The following is a 20,066-nucleotide window of genomic DNA, read 5'->3' as shown; positions in this document are numbered from 1 at the left end:
CAGGCAGCGGCCGGTCCAGAAGCCGGTGAGCTGGGCTCATCCTCGCCGTAGGCGTCGACGGTGGCCTCTTCGATCAACGCCTCTCAGCGCGGCTGGGTCCCAGGTGCTCATGGCCTCGCCGTAGCGCCGCACCGTACGGTTGAGGACCAGTGTGTTCAGCAGCGGCGTATCCGTCGTGGCGCTGTCGCCAGCAGTCAAGCCAAGGCCCACGGTTGCCAGCGTGTGACGTTGCCTGGTGGGGTTCGGTAGTGAGCGGGCCAGGGGAGGGTCCGGCAAGCGACAGGGCGGAAGAGAGTGGCACGAGTCGTCGTACAAGAGCCGAGTACGGGCTCGAAGAGCGCACCGCCGCTGGCCCGGCAGGAAACGTCCGCCTTCGTGAGGGAGCTGCTCGGCGCAGGCTGGGCGGCGGTGTTCCTGCCCGGTGAGCCCGCCCGCCTTGGGCGGCTGCTGCTGTGGAAGCCGACCGGGGCAGCAGCCGGAGACAGTATGGCGCCCACTGGCCTTGAGACCGAGGCGGTGGAGCTGGTTCTGCCGCACGGCCGCTCGGTCAGGCGGCGCAGGGTCGAGGGTTATGCGCTGCCTGTCGCCGTCGCTGTCTCCGCCCTGGCCAATGCGGAGCCGACGCATCCCTCCGGCGCCGCCTGGCAGGCCGCCACTCGCTTCGCGCTGCGGCTGCTCGCCGACGGCCGCCTCCACCCGGCGCTCACCCCCGCCGGTTACGACACCTGGCGGGTGGGTCCCTGCACCGCCGCCCAGCGCCAGGCGCTGGACGCCCTGGCCGCCGCCTTCCCGCCACACGCCCACTGCCTGCCCGAGCCTGGCCCTGCTCCGGTACGGATCGCCGAACCGGCTGCGCTGGTACGCCAGTTCTGCGACGCGGTCGCCGATGATCTGGTCCGTACGCCGGCCGCGCCGCTCGCCATGGGAGCGCTGCCGTACGCCTGGCGCGAGACCCGCGCCGTGCCCACCTTGCGTGAATGGGCCGAGGAAACCCAGGCGGCGCTCACCGCCGAGGTCGGTGTCTCCCTGCGCGTCGATGTACCTGTAGGACGCCGACGGCAGTTCCGTGCCGTCCTGCAACTGCACACCGCGGCGGACCCGGCGCTCGTCATCGAGGCCGCACGACTCTGGAGCGAGCCGACCGAAGTAGAGCGGCTGCTCGGCCCACGCGCCGAGACCGAGACCCTTCTCGCCCTGCGCCGCGGCGCCCGCGCCTGGCACCCGCTGCGGAGGCTGCTCAACGATGCCGCTCCCGATCAGCTCCGGTTGACCGACGACGAAGCCTTCGATCTCCTCGGGGACGCCACGAACGCGCTGCGCGCGGCCGGTGTCGACGTGCACTGGCCGCGTGACCTGGTCAAGGCGCTCACCGCGACCGCGGAGATCGGGCAGCGCACCGCCCCCGGTTCCACCGCGGGCGGCCTGCTGGACACCGAGGCCCTCCTCGACTTCCGCTGGCAAATCTCCCTTGGCGGCGAGCCGCTCACCGAGGCCGAGATGGACGCTCTCGCAGAGTCACGCCGTCCCCTCGTCCGGCTTCGCGACCAGTGGGTGGTCGCCGACCCGAAGCTCGTGGCCCGTGCCAAGCGACGCCGGATGGAACCGCTCACCCCCATGGAGGCGTTGAGCGCCGCGCTGACCGGCGAGGCCGAGCAGGACGGTGACCGGGTCCCCTGTGCGGCGGTTGGTGCGCTCGGCGACTTGGTCGCTCGTATCCGCGATCCCGAGTCCCGCACCCCGTGCCCCAGCCCACCGCACTCAGGGCCACGTTGCGCGCATACCAGAAGCGGGGCCTGGCCTGGCTGGCCGAGATGTGCGCACTCGGCCTCGGCGGCTGCCTCGCCGACGACATGGGCCTGGGCAAGACCATCACCCTGCTCGCTCTGCACCTGCACCGCCAGACCGACCCCGCCACCGCCGGCCCCACGCTCGTCGTCTGCCCCACCTCCCTGCTCGGCAACTGGCAGCGCGAGGCGGCCAGGTTCGCGCCTTCCATCCCCGTGCGCCGCTACCACGGCGGCGACCGCCACCTGAAGGACCTCGCCGATGACGAGATCGTCCTGGTCACCTACGGCGTCCTGCGCCGCGACCGGGAGACCCTCACCGAGCACGCATGGTCGCTGATCGCCGCCGACGAGGCACAGCACGTCAAGAACCCCTACGCCGTCACCGCCCGTGAGCTGCGCGCCCTGCCCGCCCGCGCCCGCGTCGCCCTCACCGGCACCCCCGTGGAGAACAATCTTTCCGAACTGTGGGCGCTCCTCGACTGGACCACCCCCGGACTCCTCGGCCCGCTCACGGCCTTCCGCGACCGGCACGCCCGAGCGATCGAGTCGGGCGAGGACCCACAGGCTGCCGACCGGCTGTCCCGTCTTGTCCGCCCGTTCCTGCTGCGCCGCAGGAAGTCCGACCCGGGCATCGCACCCGAACTGCCCGCCAAGACCGAAACCGACCGCGTCGTACCTCTGACCGCCGAGCAGGCAAGCCTGTACGAGGCAGTGGTCCGCGAAACCATGGCGAAGATCGCCGAAGCCGAGGGCATCGCCCGCCGCGGTCTGGTTCTGAAGCTCCTCACCGCGCTGAAGCAGATCTGCAACCACCCCGCCCAGTACCTGAGCCAGTCGACACCGCTGCGCGGCCGGTCCGGCAAGCTCGACCTGCTCGACGAACTGATCGACACCATCACCGCCGAGGGCGAGTCGGTGCTGGTCTTCACCCAGTACAAGCAGATGGCGACCCTGCTGGAGAAGCACCTCGCAGAGCGAGGAGTCCCCACCCTCTTCCTGCACGGCGGTACCCACGTCGCCGCGCGCGAGGAGATGGTGGACCGCTTCCAGCGCGGCGAGGTGCCGGTGTTCCTGCTCTCCCTCAAGGCCGCGGGCACCGGCCTCAACCTCACCCGCGCCACCCACGTCGTGCACTACGACCGCTGGTGGAACCCGGCCGTCGAGGACCAGGCCACCGACCGCGCCTACCGCATCGGCCAGGACAAGCCCGTACAGGTCCACAAACTCCTCGCGGAGGGCACCGTGGAGGACAAGGTGGCGAAGCTTCTCGAGTCCAAGCGCGCGCTCGCCGACGCCGTCGTCGGCTCCGGTGAGGCTGCCCTGACCGAACTGTCCGATGCCGACCTCGCCGAACTCGTCGCCTTGGGGAGGCAGACATGAGCCCTTCGTTTCCCGGCCAGCGCCGCGCGCCCGCCCGCGGCAGGCATGCCTTCGCCGCGACCTGGTGGGGCCGGGCATGGGTGACGGCCCTGGAGGACTCCACCCTGGACTCGGGACGCCTGTCCCGCGGACGCACCTACGCACGCCAGGGCATGGTCGGCGCCGTCACCATCGCCCCCGGCCAGGTCAAAGCCGCCGTCCAGGGCAGCAGGCCCCGCCCCTACCGCTGCGCCGTCCACCTGCCCGTCCTCACTGACCCTCAGTGGGACGCCCTGTTCGACACGATCGCGGCCCGCGCCGGACATCTCGCGGCACTTCTCGACGACGAGATGTCCGCCGAACTCGTAGACGACGCCCGGCACGCAGGCGTCCCACTGCTCCCACTGCCCACCGAGCTCGATCCGGAGTGCTCCTGCCCCGACTGGGGACACCCCTGCAAGCACGCCGCCGCGCTCTGCTACGCCATCGCCGCCACCATCGACACCGACCCATTCGTTCTCTTCACGCTGCGCGGCCGCGGTCGCGAGGAGGTCTTCGCCCAGCTACGCGCACGCCGTACGGCAGCGCAGGAGACCGCCGCCCCACCGGCACCTGCCGGCACCCCGGCCGCCGCCGCGTACGCCCACTGGGCCGAAGAGCCCCCCGCACTGCCCGAACTCCCGGAACCCGCCGCTTACACCACAGCATTGCCCGTCGCCCCGCCCCCCGGCACCGGCCTGGCCGCCGCGGACCTGGCACGCCTCATGGCCGATGCCACCGCGCGCGCCGCCCGGCTCCTCGCGGGCGACACCGCCGACCTGCACCTGACCCAGCACCAGGACGCCGTCCGCATCGCCGCAAGCAACCCCGGACCTGAGTGGTTCCACCACCTGATCCAGAACACCGGCGCCAAACCCACTGCCTTCGCACGTCTCACCCGCGCCTGGCGCCACGGCGGTCCCACGGGCATCACCGTCGCCGAACAGCCCTACGCCCCCGATCCGACGGTGATGAGGACCGCCCGTACCGCCGTGGACGCGGCCCTCGCCGAGATGACCGACTCCCCCACACACCTCAGAACCTGGCGCAACCGCCTCACCCTCACCCACCACGGCATCCAGCTGCGTCTGGGCCCTGACGCCCGCTGGTACCCCTACCTCCGGGACGACGACGGCGAATGGTGGCCCACGGCACCAGCCGACAGTGACCCGGTCACCGCGCTCACCGCGGCCTGGTCGCAGAACGGGGAGTAAGGAGGCGATTCCCCGCTGGCCAGGAACCACGAGCAGAAGCTGGACACACTCACGCTGCTCCCACGTCCGTAGTTGCAGTTCTGGTCGCATTCACCGGCGTACAGCACCGTTCAGAACCCCCGCCCGGACCAGCTGCACCGCAGGTCAGAACGCCCCCGCACGCCCCAGGACCCCCAGACGAACATGTGGAAAGCGTGTTGGGGGCAACCCCTCACGAGTTCGAATCTCGTATCCTCCGCCAGTGCCTCACCGGGCACGATGTCGAAGGGCCCCACCGTTCGCGGTGGGGTCCTTCGACGTTGTCCGTCTCAGTTTCCGTCTCAGTTCACCGATCTGCCGACATCCGGTTCAGCCGGATGCAATGCTGCGTGCCATGTTCATGATCGCCACGACGTCGGCCGCAACCTCATCCGACCCAACGGGAGTCCTGATCTTCCTCGCAGCCCTGGGTGCCGCAGCCGTCTTCATGGGAGCCAGGTTGGCTTTCAACTTGCGCGGTGCCGTTGATGCGACGCTGGCGCGCCGACGAGCCGCTCTGGAGCTGAGGGGCCAGCGGACGGGCGATCTGAGCCTCGCAGAGACCGACAGCCTCGGCCCCGGATTCTTCAAGCTCATCGGCAGTGTCGTAGCCGTGGCAGGACTTGCCCTGCTGGCACTGAGCCTGATCCTCGCGACCCACTGAGTCGCCCCCCAGGGGGCGTAAGACATCGCCCCGGAGCGCGTCGCCGACCTGGGGCGCGACCTTGCGGAGCATGGTCCCCGTCACGTGCAGTACCGGGCGCGCATCCGCGCCGCTCCCCCGGGCTCCCAACCCGTGATCGATTCGATCACGGCATCGGGAACGCCGAGGATCAGGTCCGCAAGGTCGAAGCCACGCTCCCTCCGCTACCGCACGTGGGCGGAGGGCTCGGTCCGCTGGGCCGCCGGGCCCTTCGCGGTGTCCGCTATCGGCTTCTTGCCGAGGTAGAACCAGACGAGGGCGGCGAAGAGCGAGCCGCTGAGCAGGCAGAACAGCCACAGCAGCTTCGGTACGAAGCGGACGCGGTCCGCGGGGGTGCGGGCGCAGTCGATCAGCGCCCACAGCGAGATGGCGGCCGAGAGGGCGATCAGCACGAGGGTCGGCAGGTCCATCATGTGCAGCATCCGTCTTCTCCTTGCTCGGACTCGGGCTCCGTCTCGGAGCGGCGTTCACTCCCTCATCGCACGAGCCCCTCCGATCGGTTCACGCACGAGAGCGGTGGGCGGCGTCCAGGTCGGGTGGTGTGCGCCGGCCGGCGCGTGCCCCCTACAGTCCCCGCATGGACTGGACCGCGCCCCTCAGCGCCATAGCCGGTGCGCTCGCCGGCATCGTCGCCACGTTCGTCGTGGACCGGGACCGCTGGAGGCGGGCGCAGAAGGCGGAGGCACAGATCGTTCTGCGGGAGGCCTTCGTGAGCTATCTCGCCCACCTGGCCCGTGCCACCGAAGGCATGCGCTTCGCCGCGGAGGCCACCTACGAGACGTCCGAGGAGCGCAGGCGCGCGGTCCGTGCGGCGTTCTCCGAATCCGGTCTGTTCGAGCAGCGCTTCGCGCTGACGATGCTCGCTCCGCCCCGCGTGGTCGAGCTGGGCGTCGAGGCGTTCCGCACGGTCCGCACGATGCGGGACCTGCTGGCGGACGGCGAGCAGGTGACGGGCGGCACCTTCCAGACCGCGCAGCACACGTACTTCGTGGCCGTCCAGGACACGGCGGCCGCCATGCGTGAGGAGCTCGGGATCGCGGAGCTGCCGTTCGTCCCCCTGGCGCCCAGTCACGACGGCGACCGGGTCGGACACGGGTGAACGCACCGGCCCGCGGCCCGGCCGCAGTCGCAGTCTCAGTCGTAGTCGCAGTCGCAGTCGCAGTCGCAGTCGTAGTCGCAGCCCAGGGCAACCGCCCGCCGACCGTACCGCGCGGCCGCGGAGGCGGTGGGCGTGCGGCCCCGGCCCGTCACTGCGGCCGTCAGGCCGTCCGATAACGTCGCTGCCGCCCGTTCTCCCTGGTCAGCAGGGGTGGGGAGGGGGCGGTGAACAGGTACGAGAGAACGGCGGGCGCAGTGGATGTGAGGGGCGGCTCGATAGCCGAGGACCCCGGGAGCGGGATGGTGCTGATCCCCGCCGCCGAGGCCAAGTTCTCCATCGGGGTGGCGCTGTGGGACGACGCGGACGCCGCGTACCGGTCGTTTCTTCGCGGCAGGCTCACGGAGGGCTGGGAGAAGGACGTCTTCCGGGCGTCCGTGGCCGGGCGCGGCCACCGGCAGACGCTGCTGCCCGTGCTGGTGCAGCTCGTCCCCCGGCCGGACAACGACTACAACCCCGCGGCGATCAGCGTGGCCGCTCCCCCGACGCTGGGCGGGACGGACCACGAACGGCACATGGGCTACCTGTACGAGCGGAACCTGGTGTCTCTCGGGGGCCCCGTCCGGGCTCTGGCCGCCCTCGGCGACCGTCCGGTCGGCTGCTACGGCATCGTCGAGGTCGATGAGGTTGATGAGGTCGGGGAGGTCGACGACCACGATCGCCGGGACGAGCAGGAGCAGCAGGAGGAGGGCGAGGAGTCCGGCCATTTCCTGCGGGTCCGGAGTGCCGGGCGGACGTACTCGGTGGGCTCCCTGCGGCTGCGGCTGCCCTGGTGGGAGGACCTCCAGGCCATGACGGTCGCGTACGCGCGGAGGATCCGGCCGGAGCTGATCCTGCCGTTCACCGGCCACTGGACGTCGTACAGCGAGGGCGCTCACGACGAACTGCTCCGCCGGACCGGCCGGAAGGCGTTCCCCGTCACCCTCCGCGCCGAGGGCGACACGCTCACCGCGTTCTACGAGGACCTGGAACTGTCCGTCCTCGTGCCCGCCGGCCGGGACTTCTTCGACCGCACCCTGCTCCGGGTCCGGAAGCTGGGTGGTACGGCCACGGCCCACGCCGAGGAACACCGCGGGGCGCTGAAGGTGTTCGTGGAGGACCACACGCCGGTCGGCGCCTCCTGACCCGTACGGGGCCTGTCGGCGCGCGGGGTCGGGCGGGGGGTCCGTTCACCGTACGATCCGCACCCTCGCCGTCTCGCTCACCTGGTCGACCTCCGACGTCCGTACCGTCACCTTCATCTCCCAGGTGCCGGGGACGGGCAGATTGAAGGACGGCGCGGTCCAGTAGCCGCCGCGGTCGGTGAGCCTGGCGTCGAGGGGGCCGACGTCCTGACCGGGGAGGGTGAACGAGACGCGGAGTTCGGGGACGGCCGCGAAGCCGCCGTCGGGGCCGTAGACCACGGCCTGGACGGAGTTGCCGCCGACACGGCCGGGATCGAGGGTGAGCTGGACCGTGCCGCGGCCGCCGGTGGCTCCGGCGTCGAAGGGAACGGTGGTGACGGAGGCGACGGGCAGGCCGGTGGACCGCCCTGCGGTGGCCGCCTCCGCTTCCGCGCGGGCCGGCAGGGTGCCCGTCAGCACCGTGGTGAGCCCGAGCACCACCACGGAGACGACGACCTCGGCCAGGACCGAACGGCGCAGGGCACGCCGGTGGGCGTCCTCCACCGGCATGAGCGGCGGCTCGCCGGGCGGCGTGAGCGGCGGCTCGGCCGGCGGAAGCGTGTCCGGCGGGGAGGGCCGGCTGCCCGAGGGGGGGTCGTCGGCGGGCTGCGGGACACCGTCCCGCACCTGTGCCCGAAGGCTCGTGCCTGCGTGCGCTGTCGATGTCGCTGTCGCTGTCGCCGTCGCCGGTGCCTTCACCATCGCCGCCATCGCCGCAGGCCTCTCCGTCTCCGCCGGTGCCGTTCTCCGGTCCGTCGGCGGCGTGTCGGTCTCCGCGACCGCCTCCGCCTCCGCCAGCCGTGCGGTCCATCGTCGGGACAGTGCGCCCGCCGTGAGGAGCAGTGCCACCGCGGCCAGCTTGGCGAGCAGGAGCCGGCCGTAGGGGGAGTCCGTCAGCGCGCCGAGGGAGCCGAGGCCGCGCCAGGACTGGTAGACGCCGGTGACCGCCAGGACGGCGACCGAGGCGGCGGCCAGTCGGGAGAAGCGGGCCGCCACGCGGGCCGGGAGGGCGTCCCGGCGGAGCAGGGTCAGCAGGGCCGTCAGGCCACCGAGCCAGGCCGCCGTCGCCAGCAGGTGAAGCACCGACGACGCCATCGCCGCCGGGACCTGGATGCCGGCCGACGCGTGTTCGGCGGCCGCCCAGGTCAGGGCGAGGGCCACGGCGAGGACGGCGCCGGCGGCGAGGGTCGTCCGGGGGATCCGCGTGTGCCCGCGCTGCCGTACGAACAGGACGGCGGCCAGGGCCAGCAGGGCCAGCCGTACCGCCAGGGCGAGGCCGGGGCGGCCGGTCAGGGTGCGGGTCAGGCCGGACGGGTCCAGGGCCCGCGCCGGGCCCGCGCCCGTCTCGTAGGGGGCGCGCAGCAGGAGCAGCAGGACCGTCGAGCCGGTGAGGACGGCCCAGCCCGCCAGCAGGGGCCGGCGCAGGGGACGGGGGTCCGGCGGGCGGCAGACGGCGAGGAACGCCGCGGTACCGATGAGGACGGCCGCCGCGCCGTACGCCAGATAGCGGCCGATCTTGAAGAGGCCGGCGGTGGCCGGGTCCTCGGCGGGGCCGGCGGGCGGGGTGGCGCGGGTCGCGGACGGTGCGCCGACGGAGAAGGTGAAGGCGCCGCCGATCGGGTGGCTGTCGGCGGACACCACCCGCCAGACCACCGTGTAGGTGCCGTCGCCGAGCGTGGCGGGCAGGGTGATCCGCGCGGTGTCCGCCCGGTCCCGCGCGTGTCGTGCCGGGCCCGTCCCGACGCGCCGGTTGTCGGGGTCGAGGACGCGGAAGGAGTCGTCGAGCAGGCCGACGGACTCGGTGAAGGTCAGGGTGACGGCGCGGGGCGCGGACCGGACGACGGATCCGTCGGCGGGATCGGCGTCGCGGAGGGCGGCGTGGGCGGATGCCCGGCCCGCGCCCGGGAGGAGGAGCAGGACCAGCAGGGCGCCCAGCAGCACCAGCCCCTGAAGCCGTCGGCCCCGTGGACCCCGTGGACCCCGTCGGCCTCGTGGACCCGCCGCCCCGGTCCCCGTGCCGCTCCGGCCGGCTCCGCACCGCCTGCCGGTCGTCCGTGCGGCTCCTCGGGCTGCTCCTCGGGCTGCTCCTCGGGCTGCTCCTCGGGCTCCCGGGGTTCCCGCGGTCGCCGTCGTCCCGTCCCGTCGTCCGTCGTCGTGCCCTTCGCTCACGCAACCGCTCCGTACCTCGGACTCGTGTGCTCGGGGATACGTACGGACGGCGGGGCGGTCCTGCTCACCACGACGGCCGGGCCGAGACCCCGCCGTCCACCACCAGGTCGTGGCCGGTGATCCAGGAGGCGAGCGGGGACGCGAGGAAGACGCAGGCGTCGCCGACGTCCTCCGGGCGGCCCAGCCGGCCGACGGCGACCGCCTCGCGCCACCGCCGCACGCCCTCGGGCCAGACCTCGGCGAGGCCCTCCCGTTCGATCAGGCCGGGCGAGACGGTGTTGACGCGGATGCCCCAGGAGCCGTACTCCCGCGCCGCCGCGCGGGCGTGCATCACGACCGCCGCCTTCGAGGCGGCGTAGTGGGCGTGGTGCTCGGCGGGCCGTCCGGCCTCGACCGAGGCGATGTGGGTGACGGTGCCGCCGCCGTCCTGTCCGCGCATGACCTCGGCGGCGGCCTGGGTGCAGGAGAAGACACTGGTCAGGTTGGTGTCGAGAACGGCCCGCCAGTCGGCGTCGGACATGTCCGCCAGCGCCTGGACGGGCTGTACGCCCGCGTTGTTGACCAGGGCGGTCAGCCGTCCGCCGCCCCACTCGGCGGCCTCCCGCACGAGCCGCCGGCAGTCCTCGGGGCGGGACAGGTCGGCCTGGAGGACGACCGCCCGGCGGCCCGTCCCGGCGACCGCGCGGGCGACGTCACGCGCCGCCTCCACGCCCCGGTGGCAGTGGAGCGCCACGTCCGCGCCCTCCTGGGCGAACCGCAGCGCGATTCCCCGGCCGAGTCCGCCGCTCGCTCCCGTGATCAGGGCCAGACGGCCCGTCAGCAACGTCATGGACGGCAGAGTCGCGCGATCAGGGCCGCCCGGTCCGGGTGGCGCGCCGTGAGGCCGGCCGCGTCGCCGTGCTCGTAGTCCCCGTAGGTGAACCCGGGGGCCATGGTGCAGCCGAAGAACGTCCAGGCGCCGTCCGCCGTGACCCGCGCGCCCATCCAGGTGCGCGCGGGGACGGTGAGCTGCGGATGCTGGCCGCCGAGGACGTCCGGGCCGAGCACGGCCGTCCGGGAGGTGCCGTCGGGGGCGAGGAGCAGCAGCTCCAGCGGGTCGCCCAGGTAGTGGTGCCAGACCTCGTCGGCGGGCAGGCGGTGCAGGGCCGAGAAGTCGTCCGCGGTGAGCAGGGCGACGATCGCGGAACCGGCGGTCCGGCCGTCCGGCCCCTCGGGGCCCGTCCAGGTACGGCGGAACAGTCCCCCCTCACGGGGGATCGGCTCCATCCCGTAGTGGGCGACGAGGTCTTCGGGGGTCACCGGGCCTGGGGAGGTCACCCGGGGAAGGCTACCTCCCGGCGGAGGAAGGCCAGTTGCGCCTTCTTCTCCGGCAGGTACACGTCCGGCAGGTCGATCTCCGGCAGCGTGACGAGCGGCCCGGCCTCGAATCCGTGCCGCAGGAAACGGCCGACCGCCTTCTCGTTGCGCACGTCGGGGTCCACCACGATCCGCCGCCGGTCCAGCCCGAGCAGCGCGTACGCCGTGCAGGCGTCCAGCAGCGCCGACGTCCAGCCCGGCCGCGGGCCGTCGCCGCCGGCCGGCGCGAGGAGCAGGTGGATGCCGATGTCCCCGGGCGCGACGTCGTAGCACTCGCTGACCCGGTCCTCCGTGGGCTCGTACGTCTGGAGCAGGGCCACCGGGGTGCCGTCCAGCTCGACGAGGAAGGCGTGGTGGGTGTCCAGGCCGGCCATGTGGGCGTAGGTCTCGGCGACCTGGTCGCGCGTCAGGCCGGTCATGCCCCAGAACGCGGCCCGCTCCTCGCGCACCCAGCCGTGGACGACGTCCGCGTCGCCCTCGGCGTCGAGGGACCGGATGCCGACGGTGCCGAAGCCGTCGGCCCTCCGCTCGAACAGGTAGGCGGGCGGGTGCTCGGACTCCCTCTCGGGGTGCCCGGACGGCTGCCCGGACGGGGTCTGTACCGACAAGTGTTCGGACGGGGTCTGTCCTGACGAGTGTTCGGACGGGTGTTCGGACGTGGTCCCGGTCCCGGGGCGGTCAGACATCGCTCTCCTTCTTCAGCTGCGCCCAGTCGGTGACGACCGGGGCCAGCTCGCCCGTGAGCCACAGGGGCAGCTGGTCGTGGTGGTGGGGGCTGTCGGGGTGGCCGTCGGCACCGTAGGGCACGATCCAGGAGCTGTCCTCGCGGCGGGCCAGGTCCCAGACGTAGCGGGCGGCCGGGCCGCGGGCGGCGAGGTCGGTCCAGCCGGGCACGGCGGAGGTGCACAGCACGCAGTCGTGGTCGCCGGAGAGGGCCGGGGCCTCCTGCGCGGGGTCGGGCAGGGCCCGCCAGGGCGCGAGGCGGTGCGTGTCGCCCCAGCGGGCGGCCGGCCGCCCGGCGACCTCCTCGACGGCCTCCCGGAGCAGGGCGGTCCGGTCGATGCCGTACAGCTCCTCGGCGCGCAGGAGGTGTTCGAGGGCGAAGCCGACCCGGGGGAGCAGGGCCAGCCAGGGCAGGAAGACCTCGGGGTAGGCGGGCGGGGCGGTCAGCGGGGCGAAGGCCGGCTGGGCGGCGAGGCGGCGGACGAGTGCGCCGCGCAGGGCCGCGAACCGTGCGGCGTCCTGGCTGCCGGCGTCCATGCGGCGGTCCCAGCGCAGGAGGCACTCGCGCAGGTCGGCCGCCGGGCCGGTCAGGTCGTCGAGGGCGGCGAGGCGGTCCAGCAGGGGGGCCGCGGACGCCAGGTGGGTGTCCGTGTGGATCTCGGGCATGTCGGCCGCGGACCAGTCGCGGCGCCGGTCCAGCAGTGCCCGGATGCGGTCGGCGCGGTGGGGCGGGGCGAACTCGACGCCGAGCGGGCCGGCGGGGCCGCGCTGGTTGGCCATGACGGCGATGCCGTCGGTGAGTCCGGCGCGGGGGGTCTCGTGCCAGCCGGTCCACTCGTGGCCGGGTTCCCAGGCGGCCACGAGCCGGGTGCGGTTGGCCTCGGAGCGGACCGGGACGCGGCCCGCGACCCGGTGCAGGAGCCCGCCCTCGGTGTCGGCGGCCTGGACGACGTTGACGGGCTCCGCCCAGACGTCGAAGGCGCGGTCCACGTCGGCGACCCGGCGGGCGCGCAGCAGGGGCAGCAGGGCGCCGAAGCCCAGGTCGCCGGTGACACGGGGCGGGTAGCGCAGGGCGAGGGCGAGCGGGGTGCCGTCGTCGAGGCCCTCCGGGCCGCCGGCGATCACCGGGCCGCGCTCGGTCTCCAGGACCTCCACCTCGACGGTCTCCTCGCCCGCCACGCGGACCAGTTCGGTGTGCCGGGCGACGCGCCGCCAGACGCCGTCCGGGCCGAGGGCCTCGACGCCGGCGCCGGTGCGGCGCAGCCGTTCGCGGTAGAGGTCCTGGTAGTCGGCCATGGCGTTGGTGATGGCCCAGGCGACCGTACCGGTGTGCCCGAAGTGGGCGATGCCGGGGACGCCCGGCACGGCGAGCCCGACGACGTCGAACTCGTCGCAGGCCAGCCGGATCTGCTGGTAGACACCGGGATCCTCGATGAAGCGGTGCGGGTCGCCGGCGATGACGGCCCGTCCGGTGCGGGTGCGCTCGCCGGCGACCAGCCAGCCGTTGCTCCCGGAGGTGCCGGGTCCGTCGGTGGCGAACAGGCCGACGGCGTCCGGGCCGAGGTGGCGGACGGCCTCCTCGCGCCAGAGCTTGGCCGGGAAGCCGGCGAAGAGGATGTGGGTGGACAGCCAGACGGCGAGCGGGGTCCACGGCTCCCAGCGGCCGGGTGCGAGGCCGACGCGCGCGAACTCGGGCGCCGGGCCGCCGACGCGGTCCAGGCCCGCGCGGGCACCGTCCAGCCCTGCGCGGACACCGTCCAGGCCTGTCCCGACACCGTCCCGGGCTGCGCGGAAACCGTCCAGGCCCGCGCCGACGCCGTCGAGGGCTGCGCGGACACCTTCGAGGCCTTCGTTGACGCCGTCGACGTAGGCGCGCACCCAGTCGGCGGTCTCCGGGTCCCGCTCCTCCAGGGTGGTGAAGCAGCGCCGGGCCGTGTCGTCGAGGCGGGCGCGGCGCACGAAGCGGTCCCAGGAGAGCGCCTCGGGGCCGAGGAAGGACGCCGAGGTGCCGCGGGCGCGGTGGCGTTCGACCTCCAGCTGCCAGGCGCGGTCGCGCGCGGTCACCCGTCCCTGGAGGCGGGCGAGGTCCCGGGCGCTGCCGGCACGCAGGTGCGGAATGCCCCAGGGGTCCCGGAAGACGCCGTCAGGCATGTCGGTCTCGCTCGTCACCCTGCAGCTCCTCGCATCTTTAGGTTAGCCTTACCTAACAATTCGTGGAGGAATCGTACGTGAGGGGTGAAGACGCCATGGCGCAGGGGCGGGGTTGGGAAGGCGCGGTCCTCAAGTTGATGCGGGCGAAGGACTTCACCCTCACCGTCACGGGCGCCGAGGACGTCACCCCGCACTATCGCAGGCTGCACCTCACCGACGGCGGCCTGCTCGCCGCGACCGGCGTCCATCCCACGATGTGGGTGCGGCTGTGGTTCGCCGACGCCGGGAAGCCGCACCAACGGGCGTACACGCTGGTCGACCCCGATCCGGCGGCCGGCACCTTCCGTCTGGAGTTCGCCCTGCACGCCGGCGCCGCGAGCGACTGGGCGCGGACCGCGAAGCCCGGTGACACCATCGAGGCGACCGTCCAGGGCACCGGCTTCGAACAGCCCGCGCCCGCGCCGTCCCACGTTCTGGCGGTCGGCGGCCCGGCCTCGCTCCCCGCGATCAACTCCCTGCTCGGCGCCCTCGGCTCCGCCCCGGCGACCGTCTGGTTCGAGGGCGGCGCCGACGACCTCCCCCTCCGGGTCGACCCCGTACGGCACGAGGTGCGGCGCGTGCCCCGGCGGGAGGCGGGGGCCGCGCTGGTGGACCGGGTGAAGGCGGAACTCCCGGACCTCCTGACGGCCACCCCGCACCCGTACGTCTGGATCGCCTGCGACACGCGCACCACCCGCACGCTCTCGGCCCACGTGCGCAGGGACCTGGGCGTGCCCAAGGAGCGGACGCACGCGCTGGGGTACTGGCGGGCGGGCTGAGGCCGGCGAGACCCACCAGACCCACCAGACCACCAGGTCGACCAGGTCGACTTCCGAGGCGCCACCAGGTCGGCCACCGAGGCGCCGGCGGGCACGCCGCCCTCGCGCGCGGGATGATCGGACCATGGACGTCACTCTTCACCTCGCCCAGGACCCCGAGGCCGACGCGCTGCTCGGGCGCTCGCCGCTCGCCGCGCTGGTCGGGATGCTGCTGGACCAGCAAGTGCCCATGGAGTGGGCGTTCAAGGGGCCCCGGACGATCGCCGACCGGCTCGGCGCCGACGATCTCGACGCCCACGAGATCGCCGCCCAGGACCCGGAGGCCTTCGCCGCCCTGCTCTCCGAGAAGCCGGCGGTGCACCGCTACCCGGGCTCCATGGCCAAGCGCATCCAGCAGCTGTGCCAGTACCTCGTCGAACACCACGACGGTGACGCGAGCGCCGTCTGGGAAGGCATCGGCACCGGCACGGAGCTGCTCGCGCGGCTGGAGGAACTGCCCGGCTTCGGCAAGCAGAAGGCCCAGATCTTCCTCGCGCTCCTCGGCAAGCAGCTCGGCGTGCGGCCGACGGGCTGGCAGCAGGCGGCCGGCGCCTACGGCGAGTCCGGCTCCTTCCGCTCCGTCGCCGACATCACCGGACCGGAGTCGCTGGCCAAGGTGCGGGCGCACAAGCAGGAGATGAAGGCGGCGGCCAAGGCGAGGAAGCAGGCCTCGGGCAGCTGACGGCGGCCAGGCCGTCCCACGCCTGCACCTCCTTCACCACACTTCACCCCACTTCACTGCACTTCACGGCACTTCACCGCACTTCACCGCACTTCACGGCACTTCACGGCACTTCACTCTCTCACCCCATTCACTCCTCTTCACCGCCCTTCCCACCCCTTCGCCCCCTTGTGATCCGAACGGGTGGTTCTCGCCCCCACCATGCTGAACGGTCGGCGTGTCGCGGGGAGACCACCTCCCATGAGCAGCACACGAAGCCTCCCGTTCGGCCCCGCCTGGCTACGGATCGTCGTGCTGCTGCTCGTCGTCCTGGTGGTGCCGGGCACCCCCACCGGGACGGCCACGGCACCGGCCGTGGCGGCCGCGGAGACCTTCGAGTTCGACGCCCTGGACACGGCGCTGCGCCCCACCGTGGGCGGCTTCCACCGCACGGTCGCCCCGCCGCCGCGCTCCACGCCCGGGCGGACGCCGACGCCCGCCGTCCTCCCGGGCCGCCGTGTCCCCCCGCCGCACGGGGCGCCGTACGCCCCCGACGCCCTGGACGCCCTGCGCACCGTCGTCCTGCGCTGCTGACCGGCCTCCGCCCGCCACCCGGCCGGGCAGGGACCAGCCAGCACTATGCGAGGAAACATGCGAGGGAACCCAGCCATGCCCACCGACCCCTACGCGGTCCTGCGCGCCCTGCTGCGCGCCGAGGCCGTGCGCAGTACGCCGAAGCCGCAGCTGAAGGTCACCGACCAGGAGAAGCCGCAGCAGGCCCCGAAGAGCGACCGGGGCCGCTGACACTCCGGCGGAGGCGGGCTACCGCCTCCGCCGCGCGGTGCCGAAGAGCGAGCGGCTGATCTCCCGGCCGATCTGCGTGCCGATGGACCGTGCGAGCGACCGGAACACACCGCTGCCGACGACCTGTTCGACGACCTGTTCGACGACAGAGGGATCGTCCCGCTCGGACGGCGACCGCGCCCCCGGCTCCGACCGCGAGCCGGACTTCGGTGCAGGCTCGTGCCGCGGCGCCGGTTCAGGCTCCGGCTCGCGGGCGCCGGCGCGGTCCGCCAGCCCCTCGCAAGCCGACTCTCCGTCCACAGCCTGTGCATACCGTCCGTACAGCGGGGACGCCCTCACCGCCCGGTCGAGGGCCGTCCCGTCGACCGGGCCCACCAGGGACTCGGGGGCGCGCAGACGGGTCGCGGCGACGGAAGTCCGGGCAGGGGCACGCGGACGCGCGCGCCGGGCTCGCACACCGCGTCCCGCAGAAGGGCGCCCAGTTCGAGGACCGGGCCGGTGAAGGCGTACCCGGCAGCGATCCCGGCGGCACTGGTCGGCGCGTACATCGAGGACCCCTCGCTCCTTTTGCCCCCGTTCGCCACGTCTTTTCCAGCGCCGCACTCGGTCGCCATGGCTGCGCCCGGAACGTCGGGCCCGGTAGGCTTTCCGTGTGATCTTCAAGCGCATCGGAAACGGCCGGCCGTACCCCGACCACGGCCGGGAAAGCACCCGCCAGTGGGCGGACGTCGCGCCGCGCCCGGTCCGCCTCGATCAACTGGTGACCACCAAGCAGCAGCTCGACCTGGAGACGCTCCTCGCCGAGGACTCGACGTTCTACGGCGACCTCTTCGCCCACGTCGTCAAGTGGCAGGGCGACCTCTACCTCGAGGACGGCCTGCACCGCGCGGTGCGTGCCGCCCTCCAGCAGCGCCAGGTGCTGCACGCACGCGTCCTCGAACTGGACTGAGCCTCCGGCCGCCCCTCCTCAGCCCACGCCCAGGGAACCCTCAGCCGACCCCCGGCCGACTCCCGGGCGGCCCTCAGCCGTTTCCCGGTTGACCCTTTCGGGTCGTCCTGCGCGGTGTCGAATGATCATCTAGTAGGCACGGCGGTCCAGGCCCACTACGCTGCGCTCATGAGCATGCTGACTCCCCCCGGCATGGGCGGCAAGTACCGGATCACGGGGGACAAGTACCCCAGGATGCGGCCCCACCGGCGGCGCGGGCGGCTGGTCGGCGTGGTCGTCGGCTGCGGAGCCGTGCTCGGCGTGGCCGGGTGGGGCACGGTGCAGCTCATCGACGTCTTCTCCGGCGGCAGCGAGGCCTCGGCGGCCGGCTCGGGGACCGCCTGCCCGGTCAGGTCCGGATCCGCGGCCACCGCTTCCCCCGCCGCACTGCCCCGGCCCGCGCAGATCACCGTGAACGTCTTCAACGCCACCACCCGCAGCGGCCTCGCCAAGACCACCGCCGACGAGCTGAAGAAGCGTGGCTTCGTCATCGGCGAGGTCGGCAACGCCGGCAAGGAGTACGACAAGAAGGTCGCCGGCACCGGCGTACTGCTCGGCCCGGCGTCCTCGCTGAACACCTCGCTGCCCGTCCTCGCCACCCAGCTCACGACCGCCGAGCGCCGCACCGACGCCGCCCGCACGGGCACCGCGATCGATCTGATCCTGGGCAACGGCTTCAAGGCCCTGACCGGCCAGGCGCAGGCCACCCGGGCACTGACCGCCCTGGCCTCGCCGCAGCCCACGGCGACCCCGACCAAGCACTGCTGACGCACAGCCGCCCACCGGACGGACCGATCCCCGGCAGCCCCCGGCAGCCCCCAGCTACCTCCGGCAGCCCCGGCAGCCCCCAGCTACCTCCAGCAGCCCTTGACCGTCCCCGGCCCGAAGCTCCTCCCGGCCGGAAGCTCCTCCCGGCCGGAAGCTCCTCCCGGCCGGAAACTCGTCCCGGCCGGAAGCTGCTTTCTATCCGGAAGCTACTCCGCGGCCCCGTACAGCCGGTCCCCCGCGTCGCCCAGACCGGGGACGATGTAGCCGAACTCGTTGAGGTGGTCGTCGACGGCCGCCGTGACGACGGTGACCGGGGCGCCCGCCAGCTCGCGCTCCATCAGCTCCACGCCCTCCGGCGCGGCCAGCAGCACCACGGCGGTGACGTCGTCGGCGCCGCGCCGTATCAGCTCGCGGATCGCCGCGACCAGCGTGCCGCCGGTGGCCAGCATCGGGTCCAGGACGTACACCTGGCGGGCGGAGAGGTCCTCCGGCATGCGCGTGGCGTACGTGGACGCCTCCAGCGTCTCCTCGTTGCGGATCATGCCCAGGAAGCCCACCTCGGCGGTCGGCAGCAGCCTGACCATGCCGTCCAGCATGCCGAGGCCGGCCCGCAGGATCGGTACGACCAGCGGACGCGGGTGGGAGAGCTTGACGCCGGTGGTCGTGGCGACCGGGGTGGTGATGTCGACCTGTTCGGTCCGCACGTCGCGGGTGGCCTCGTAGGCGAGCAGGGTGACCAGCTCGTCGGCGAGACGGCGGAAGGTCGCGGAGTCCGTGCGCTGGTCGCGCAGCGTGGTGAGCTTGTGGGCGACCAGGGGGTGGTCGACGACGTGGAGACGCATGTCCACAACATTAACCGGGCCCCACCGGCCCGGCGTCCGCACGCACGGTGCCCCTCTCCCCCCTGGTGGGGCCGTTCGTCGGCATCAATCCCCCCGAGCGGGGGAAGGTGGTGGGGACGGACCAGGGTGGTGGACCTATGCCTGACCTGCCAGACCGCGCGGCGCACGACGCGGGCGAGCCGCCGGAGACGGACGCCGAGCGCCGCCGACGACGCGCCCGGTTCCTGCGCGAACTCGCCGAGGCCCGCGCGCTGCGCGACCGGGTCCAGCCCCGCCGCGCCAAGACCGCCCGCCTGCGACACGCGATGCGCATGCGAACGTTCCGCTGGTAGCCGCCCGCCCGTTGCCCGCACGGGAAAGATCGCCGATGCCATGGGCGTCGCGGGGGTGGGCGTGCGTGGACGCATCCGAAAGCCGCGTACGATCCGCACGTGGCGGCAACGAGTGCGCTGGTGGGTTGCTTGCGGACGTGCGCACCGACGTACGCGCCGGCCCGCGATCAAAACAGCCGGACACAGGGAGCCGAAGACGTCCCCTGGACGCCTTGTTTCTGCCACGATTCCGAGTGGGTGGGGCTCGGAGCGCAGCTCTCTCCGCCCGTAACCTCCGCCGGGGGGACCCCCAACCGGCACGCCTATGACCAGTGGGAGAGTCACGGTGTACTTCGCCGCACTGCTCGCGCGCACCGAAGACGGGTGGGAAGCGAGCGACACAGAGCTCGACGATGTGGAGACCCTGTCGGATCTGGCCGACCTGGCTCGGGAAGCCTCTCCCGACGAGGACACGGTGCTCGTGCTCATCGAGCAGGAGGACTCGTGGTTCGGGGTCGTCCGCATCGACGGCGAGGACGACCCTCGCATCTACGTCTCCGACGCCGCAGCTGCCGCCCGCAGCTCGTACGGCGAGATCCTGCTCACCGACGAACTGCTCGGCCGGGACACGGAGTCCGGTGACGACCTCGACTCCCTCGACCTCGACGGCACCGAGGACGGCGAGGACGACGGCGAGGACGACGGTTCCGCCGCCGAGGCCGTACCGCACGGCCCGGTCGGTGACGCCGCCGTCCTCGACGACCTCGGCGTCAGCGAGAAGGAGCTGAAGTCGCTGTCGGAGGACGCGCTCACCGAGATCGCCGAGGCCCTGGGCGCCTCGGAGGTCCTGGAGACCGTCCGCTGACCGCACCCGACCCGCGTCGGGGAACCGAGACCGACAGGGCCACCGAGGCCGACGGCACCTCCGTGGCCTCCGGTCCCGTACACGACGCCGACCTCGTACGGGACCCCGGTCCGGCACACGCCGGTGACCCCG

Annotated in this window: 19 protein-coding genes and 2 pseudogenes; 13 read left to right on the top strand and 8 right to left on the bottom strand. The window is 73.3% G+C overall.

Features of this window, described 5'->3' with window-relative positions; genetic code table 11:
* Positions 1-375 precede the first annotated feature (375 nt).
* The 3 genes and pseudogenes from ACIP67_RS16780 to ACIP67_RS16770 all read left to right on the top strand — a co-directional run bounded on the left by ACIP67_RS16780 (position 376) and on the right by ACIP67_RS16770 (position 5,081).
* Positions 376-3,167: pseudogene (locus tag ACIP67_RS16780) on the top strand (DEAD/DEAH box helicase).
* Positions 3,164-4,399 carry an SWIM zinc finger family protein gene (locus ACIP67_RS16775; RefSeq protein WP_401692414.1) on the top strand — a complete coding sequence of 412 codons (1,236 nt, stop codon included), beginning with the start codon at positions 3,164-3,166 and terminating at the stop codon, positions 4,397-4,399. The pseudogene ACIP67_RS16780 and the gene ACIP67_RS16775 overlap by 4 nt, the downstream one beginning before the upstream one ends.
* 373 nt (positions 4,400-4,772) lie before the next feature.
* The gene (locus ACIP67_RS16770; RefSeq protein ID WP_401692412.1) at positions 4,773-5,081 is read left to right on the top strand and encodes a hypothetical protein; all 309 of its coding nucleotides are present in this window, start codon (positions 4,773-4,775) and stop codon (positions 5,079-5,081) included.
* Positions 5,082-5,284: 203 nt separating this feature from the next.
* Here ACIP67_RS16770 and ACIP67_RS16765 read toward each other — a convergent pair whose 3' ends face one another.
* Positions 5,285-5,542, bottom strand: a complete 258-nt coding sequence (locus tag ACIP67_RS16765) for a hypothetical protein (RefSeq protein ID WP_401692411.1) — start codon at positions 5,540-5,542, stop codon at positions 5,285-5,287.
* A gap of 155 nt (positions 5,543-5,697) precedes the next feature.
* On the opposite strand from ACIP67_RS16765, the gene ACIP67_RS16760 reads away from it, so the two are divergent.
* Complete coding sequence (locus tag ACIP67_RS16760; protein WP_401692409.1) at positions 5,698-6,219, top strand: hypothetical protein; 522 nt, start codon at positions 5,698-5,700, stop codon at positions 6,217-6,219.
* 299 nt (positions 6,220-6,518) lie between these two features.
* A complete protein-coding gene (locus ACIP67_RS16755; RefSeq protein WP_401692408.1) occupies positions 6,519-7,400 on the top strand; it encodes a hypothetical protein in 882 nt (293 codons plus the stop codon).
* A gap of 45 nt (positions 7,401-7,445) precedes the next feature.
* On the opposite strand, the gene ACIP67_RS16750 is transcribed toward ACIP67_RS16755, so the two are convergent.
* The 5 genes from ACIP67_RS16750 to ACIP67_RS16730 form a co-directional block, all read right to left on the bottom strand.
* Positions 7,446-9,380 carry a copper resistance protein CopC gene (locus ACIP67_RS16750; protein ID WP_401692407.1) on the bottom strand — a complete coding sequence of 645 codons (1,935 nt, stop codon included), beginning with the start codon at positions 9,378-9,380 and terminating at the stop codon, positions 7,446-7,448.
* A 292-nt stretch (positions 9,381-9,672) separates the two neighbouring features.
* Entirely contained in the window at positions 9,673-10,437 is a 765-nt protein-coding gene (locus ACIP67_RS16745; protein WP_401692406.1) for an SDR family NAD(P)-dependent oxidoreductase, read from the bottom strand.
* Positions 10,434-10,874, bottom strand: coding sequence for a cupin domain-containing protein (locus ACIP67_RS16740; protein WP_401692531.1), 441 nt, complete (start codon positions 10,872-10,874; stop codon positions 10,434-10,436). Before ACIP67_RS16740 ends, ACIP67_RS16745 begins: the two co-directional genes overlap by 4 nt.
* A 47-nt stretch (positions 10,875-10,921) precedes the next feature.
* A complete protein-coding gene (locus ACIP67_RS16735) occupies positions 10,922-11,500 on the bottom strand; it encodes a GNAT family N-acetyltransferase (protein ID WP_401692530.1) in 579 nt (192 codons plus the stop codon).
* Between the two features lie 142 nt (positions 11,501-11,642).
* Positions 11,643-13,838 (bottom strand): penicillin acylase family protein, encoded by a 2,196-nt coding sequence (locus ACIP67_RS16730; RefSeq protein ID WP_401692528.1) that lies wholly within the window; start codon positions 13,836-13,838, stop codon positions 11,643-11,645.
* A 95-nt stretch (positions 13,839-13,933) separates the two neighbouring features.
* Between ACIP67_RS16730 and ACIP67_RS16725 the strand changes: the two genes are divergently transcribed.
* The 4 genes from ACIP67_RS16725 (at position 13,934) to ACIP67_RS16710 (ending at position 16,160) form a co-directional block, all read left to right on the top strand.
* Positions 13,934-14,656: a siderophore-interacting protein gene (locus tag ACIP67_RS16725; protein WP_401692527.1), complete on the top strand. Its 723-nt coding sequence runs from the start codon at positions 13,934-13,936 to the stop codon at positions 14,654-14,656.
* A gap of 124 nt (positions 14,657-14,780) precedes the next feature.
* The gene (locus ACIP67_RS16720; RefSeq protein ID WP_401692405.1) at positions 14,781-15,377 is read left to right on the top strand and encodes an HhH-GPD-type base excision DNA repair protein; all 597 of its coding nucleotides are present in this window, start codon (positions 14,781-14,783) and stop codon (positions 15,375-15,377) included.
* Positions 15,378-15,617: 240 nt separating this feature from the next.
* Positions 15,618-15,950, top strand: a complete 333-nt coding sequence (locus ACIP67_RS16715; RefSeq protein WP_401692404.1) for a hypothetical protein — start codon at positions 15,618-15,620, stop codon at positions 15,948-15,950.
* A gap of 75 nt (positions 15,951-16,025) precedes the next feature.
* Positions 16,026-16,160 carry a hypothetical protein gene (locus ACIP67_RS16710; protein ID WP_401692403.1) on the top strand — a complete coding sequence of 45 codons (135 nt, stop codon included), beginning with the start codon at positions 16,026-16,028 and terminating at the stop codon, positions 16,158-16,160.
* Positions 16,161-16,178: 18 nt separating this feature from the next.
* Here ACIP67_RS16710 and ACIP67_RS16705 read toward each other — a convergent pair.
* Positions 16,179-16,583 (bottom strand): annotated as a pseudogene (locus ACIP67_RS16705) (helicase HerA-like domain-containing protein); the annotation flags it as partial.
* A 229-nt stretch (positions 16,584-16,812) separates the two neighbouring features.
* Here ACIP67_RS16705 and ACIP67_RS16700 point away from each other — a divergent pair.
* Both ACIP67_RS16700 and ACIP67_RS16695 read left to right on the top strand, forming a co-directional pair.
* Positions 16,813-17,109: a type II toxin-antitoxin system VapB family antitoxin gene (locus tag ACIP67_RS16700; RefSeq protein WP_004943146.1), complete on the top strand. Its 297-nt coding sequence runs from the start codon at positions 16,813-16,815 to the stop codon at positions 17,107-17,109.
* Positions 17,110-17,277: 168 nt separating this feature from the next.
* Positions 17,278-17,916, top strand: a complete 639-nt coding sequence (locus tag ACIP67_RS16695; protein ID WP_401692402.1) for a LytR C-terminal domain-containing protein — start codon at positions 17,278-17,280, stop codon at positions 17,914-17,916.
* A 206-nt stretch (positions 17,917-18,122) separates the two neighbouring features.
* Here the strand turns inward: ACIP67_RS16695 and upp are convergent, their stop codons facing one another.
* Positions 18,123-18,758, bottom strand: a complete 636-nt coding sequence (upp, locus tag ACIP67_RS16690; RefSeq protein ID WP_401692400.1) for a uracil phosphoribosyltransferase — start codon at positions 18,756-18,758, stop codon at positions 18,123-18,125.
* Positions 18,759-18,895: 137 nt separating this feature from the next.
* Between upp and ACIP67_RS16685 the strand changes: the two genes are divergently transcribed.
* Both ACIP67_RS16685 and ACIP67_RS16680 read left to right on the top strand, forming a co-directional pair.
* Positions 18,896-19,090: a hypothetical protein gene (locus ACIP67_RS16685; protein WP_389518895.1), complete on the top strand. Its 195-nt coding sequence runs from the start codon at positions 18,896-18,898 to the stop codon at positions 19,088-19,090.
* Between the two features lie 325 nt (positions 19,091-19,415).
* On the top strand, positions 19,416-19,934 hold the full coding sequence (locus tag ACIP67_RS16680) for a hypothetical protein (protein WP_401692525.1): 519 nt from the start codon (positions 19,416-19,418) through the stop codon (positions 19,932-19,934).
* Positions 19,935-20,066: the final 132 nt, after the last annotated feature.

The organism is Streptomyces sp. NPDC088812 (genome assembly GCF_044750285.1).
Taxonomy (GTDB): Bacteria; Actinomycetota; Actinomycetes; order Streptomycetales; family Streptomycetaceae; genus Streptomyces.
This window is presented reverse-complemented; position numbering and strand designations above follow the sequence as displayed.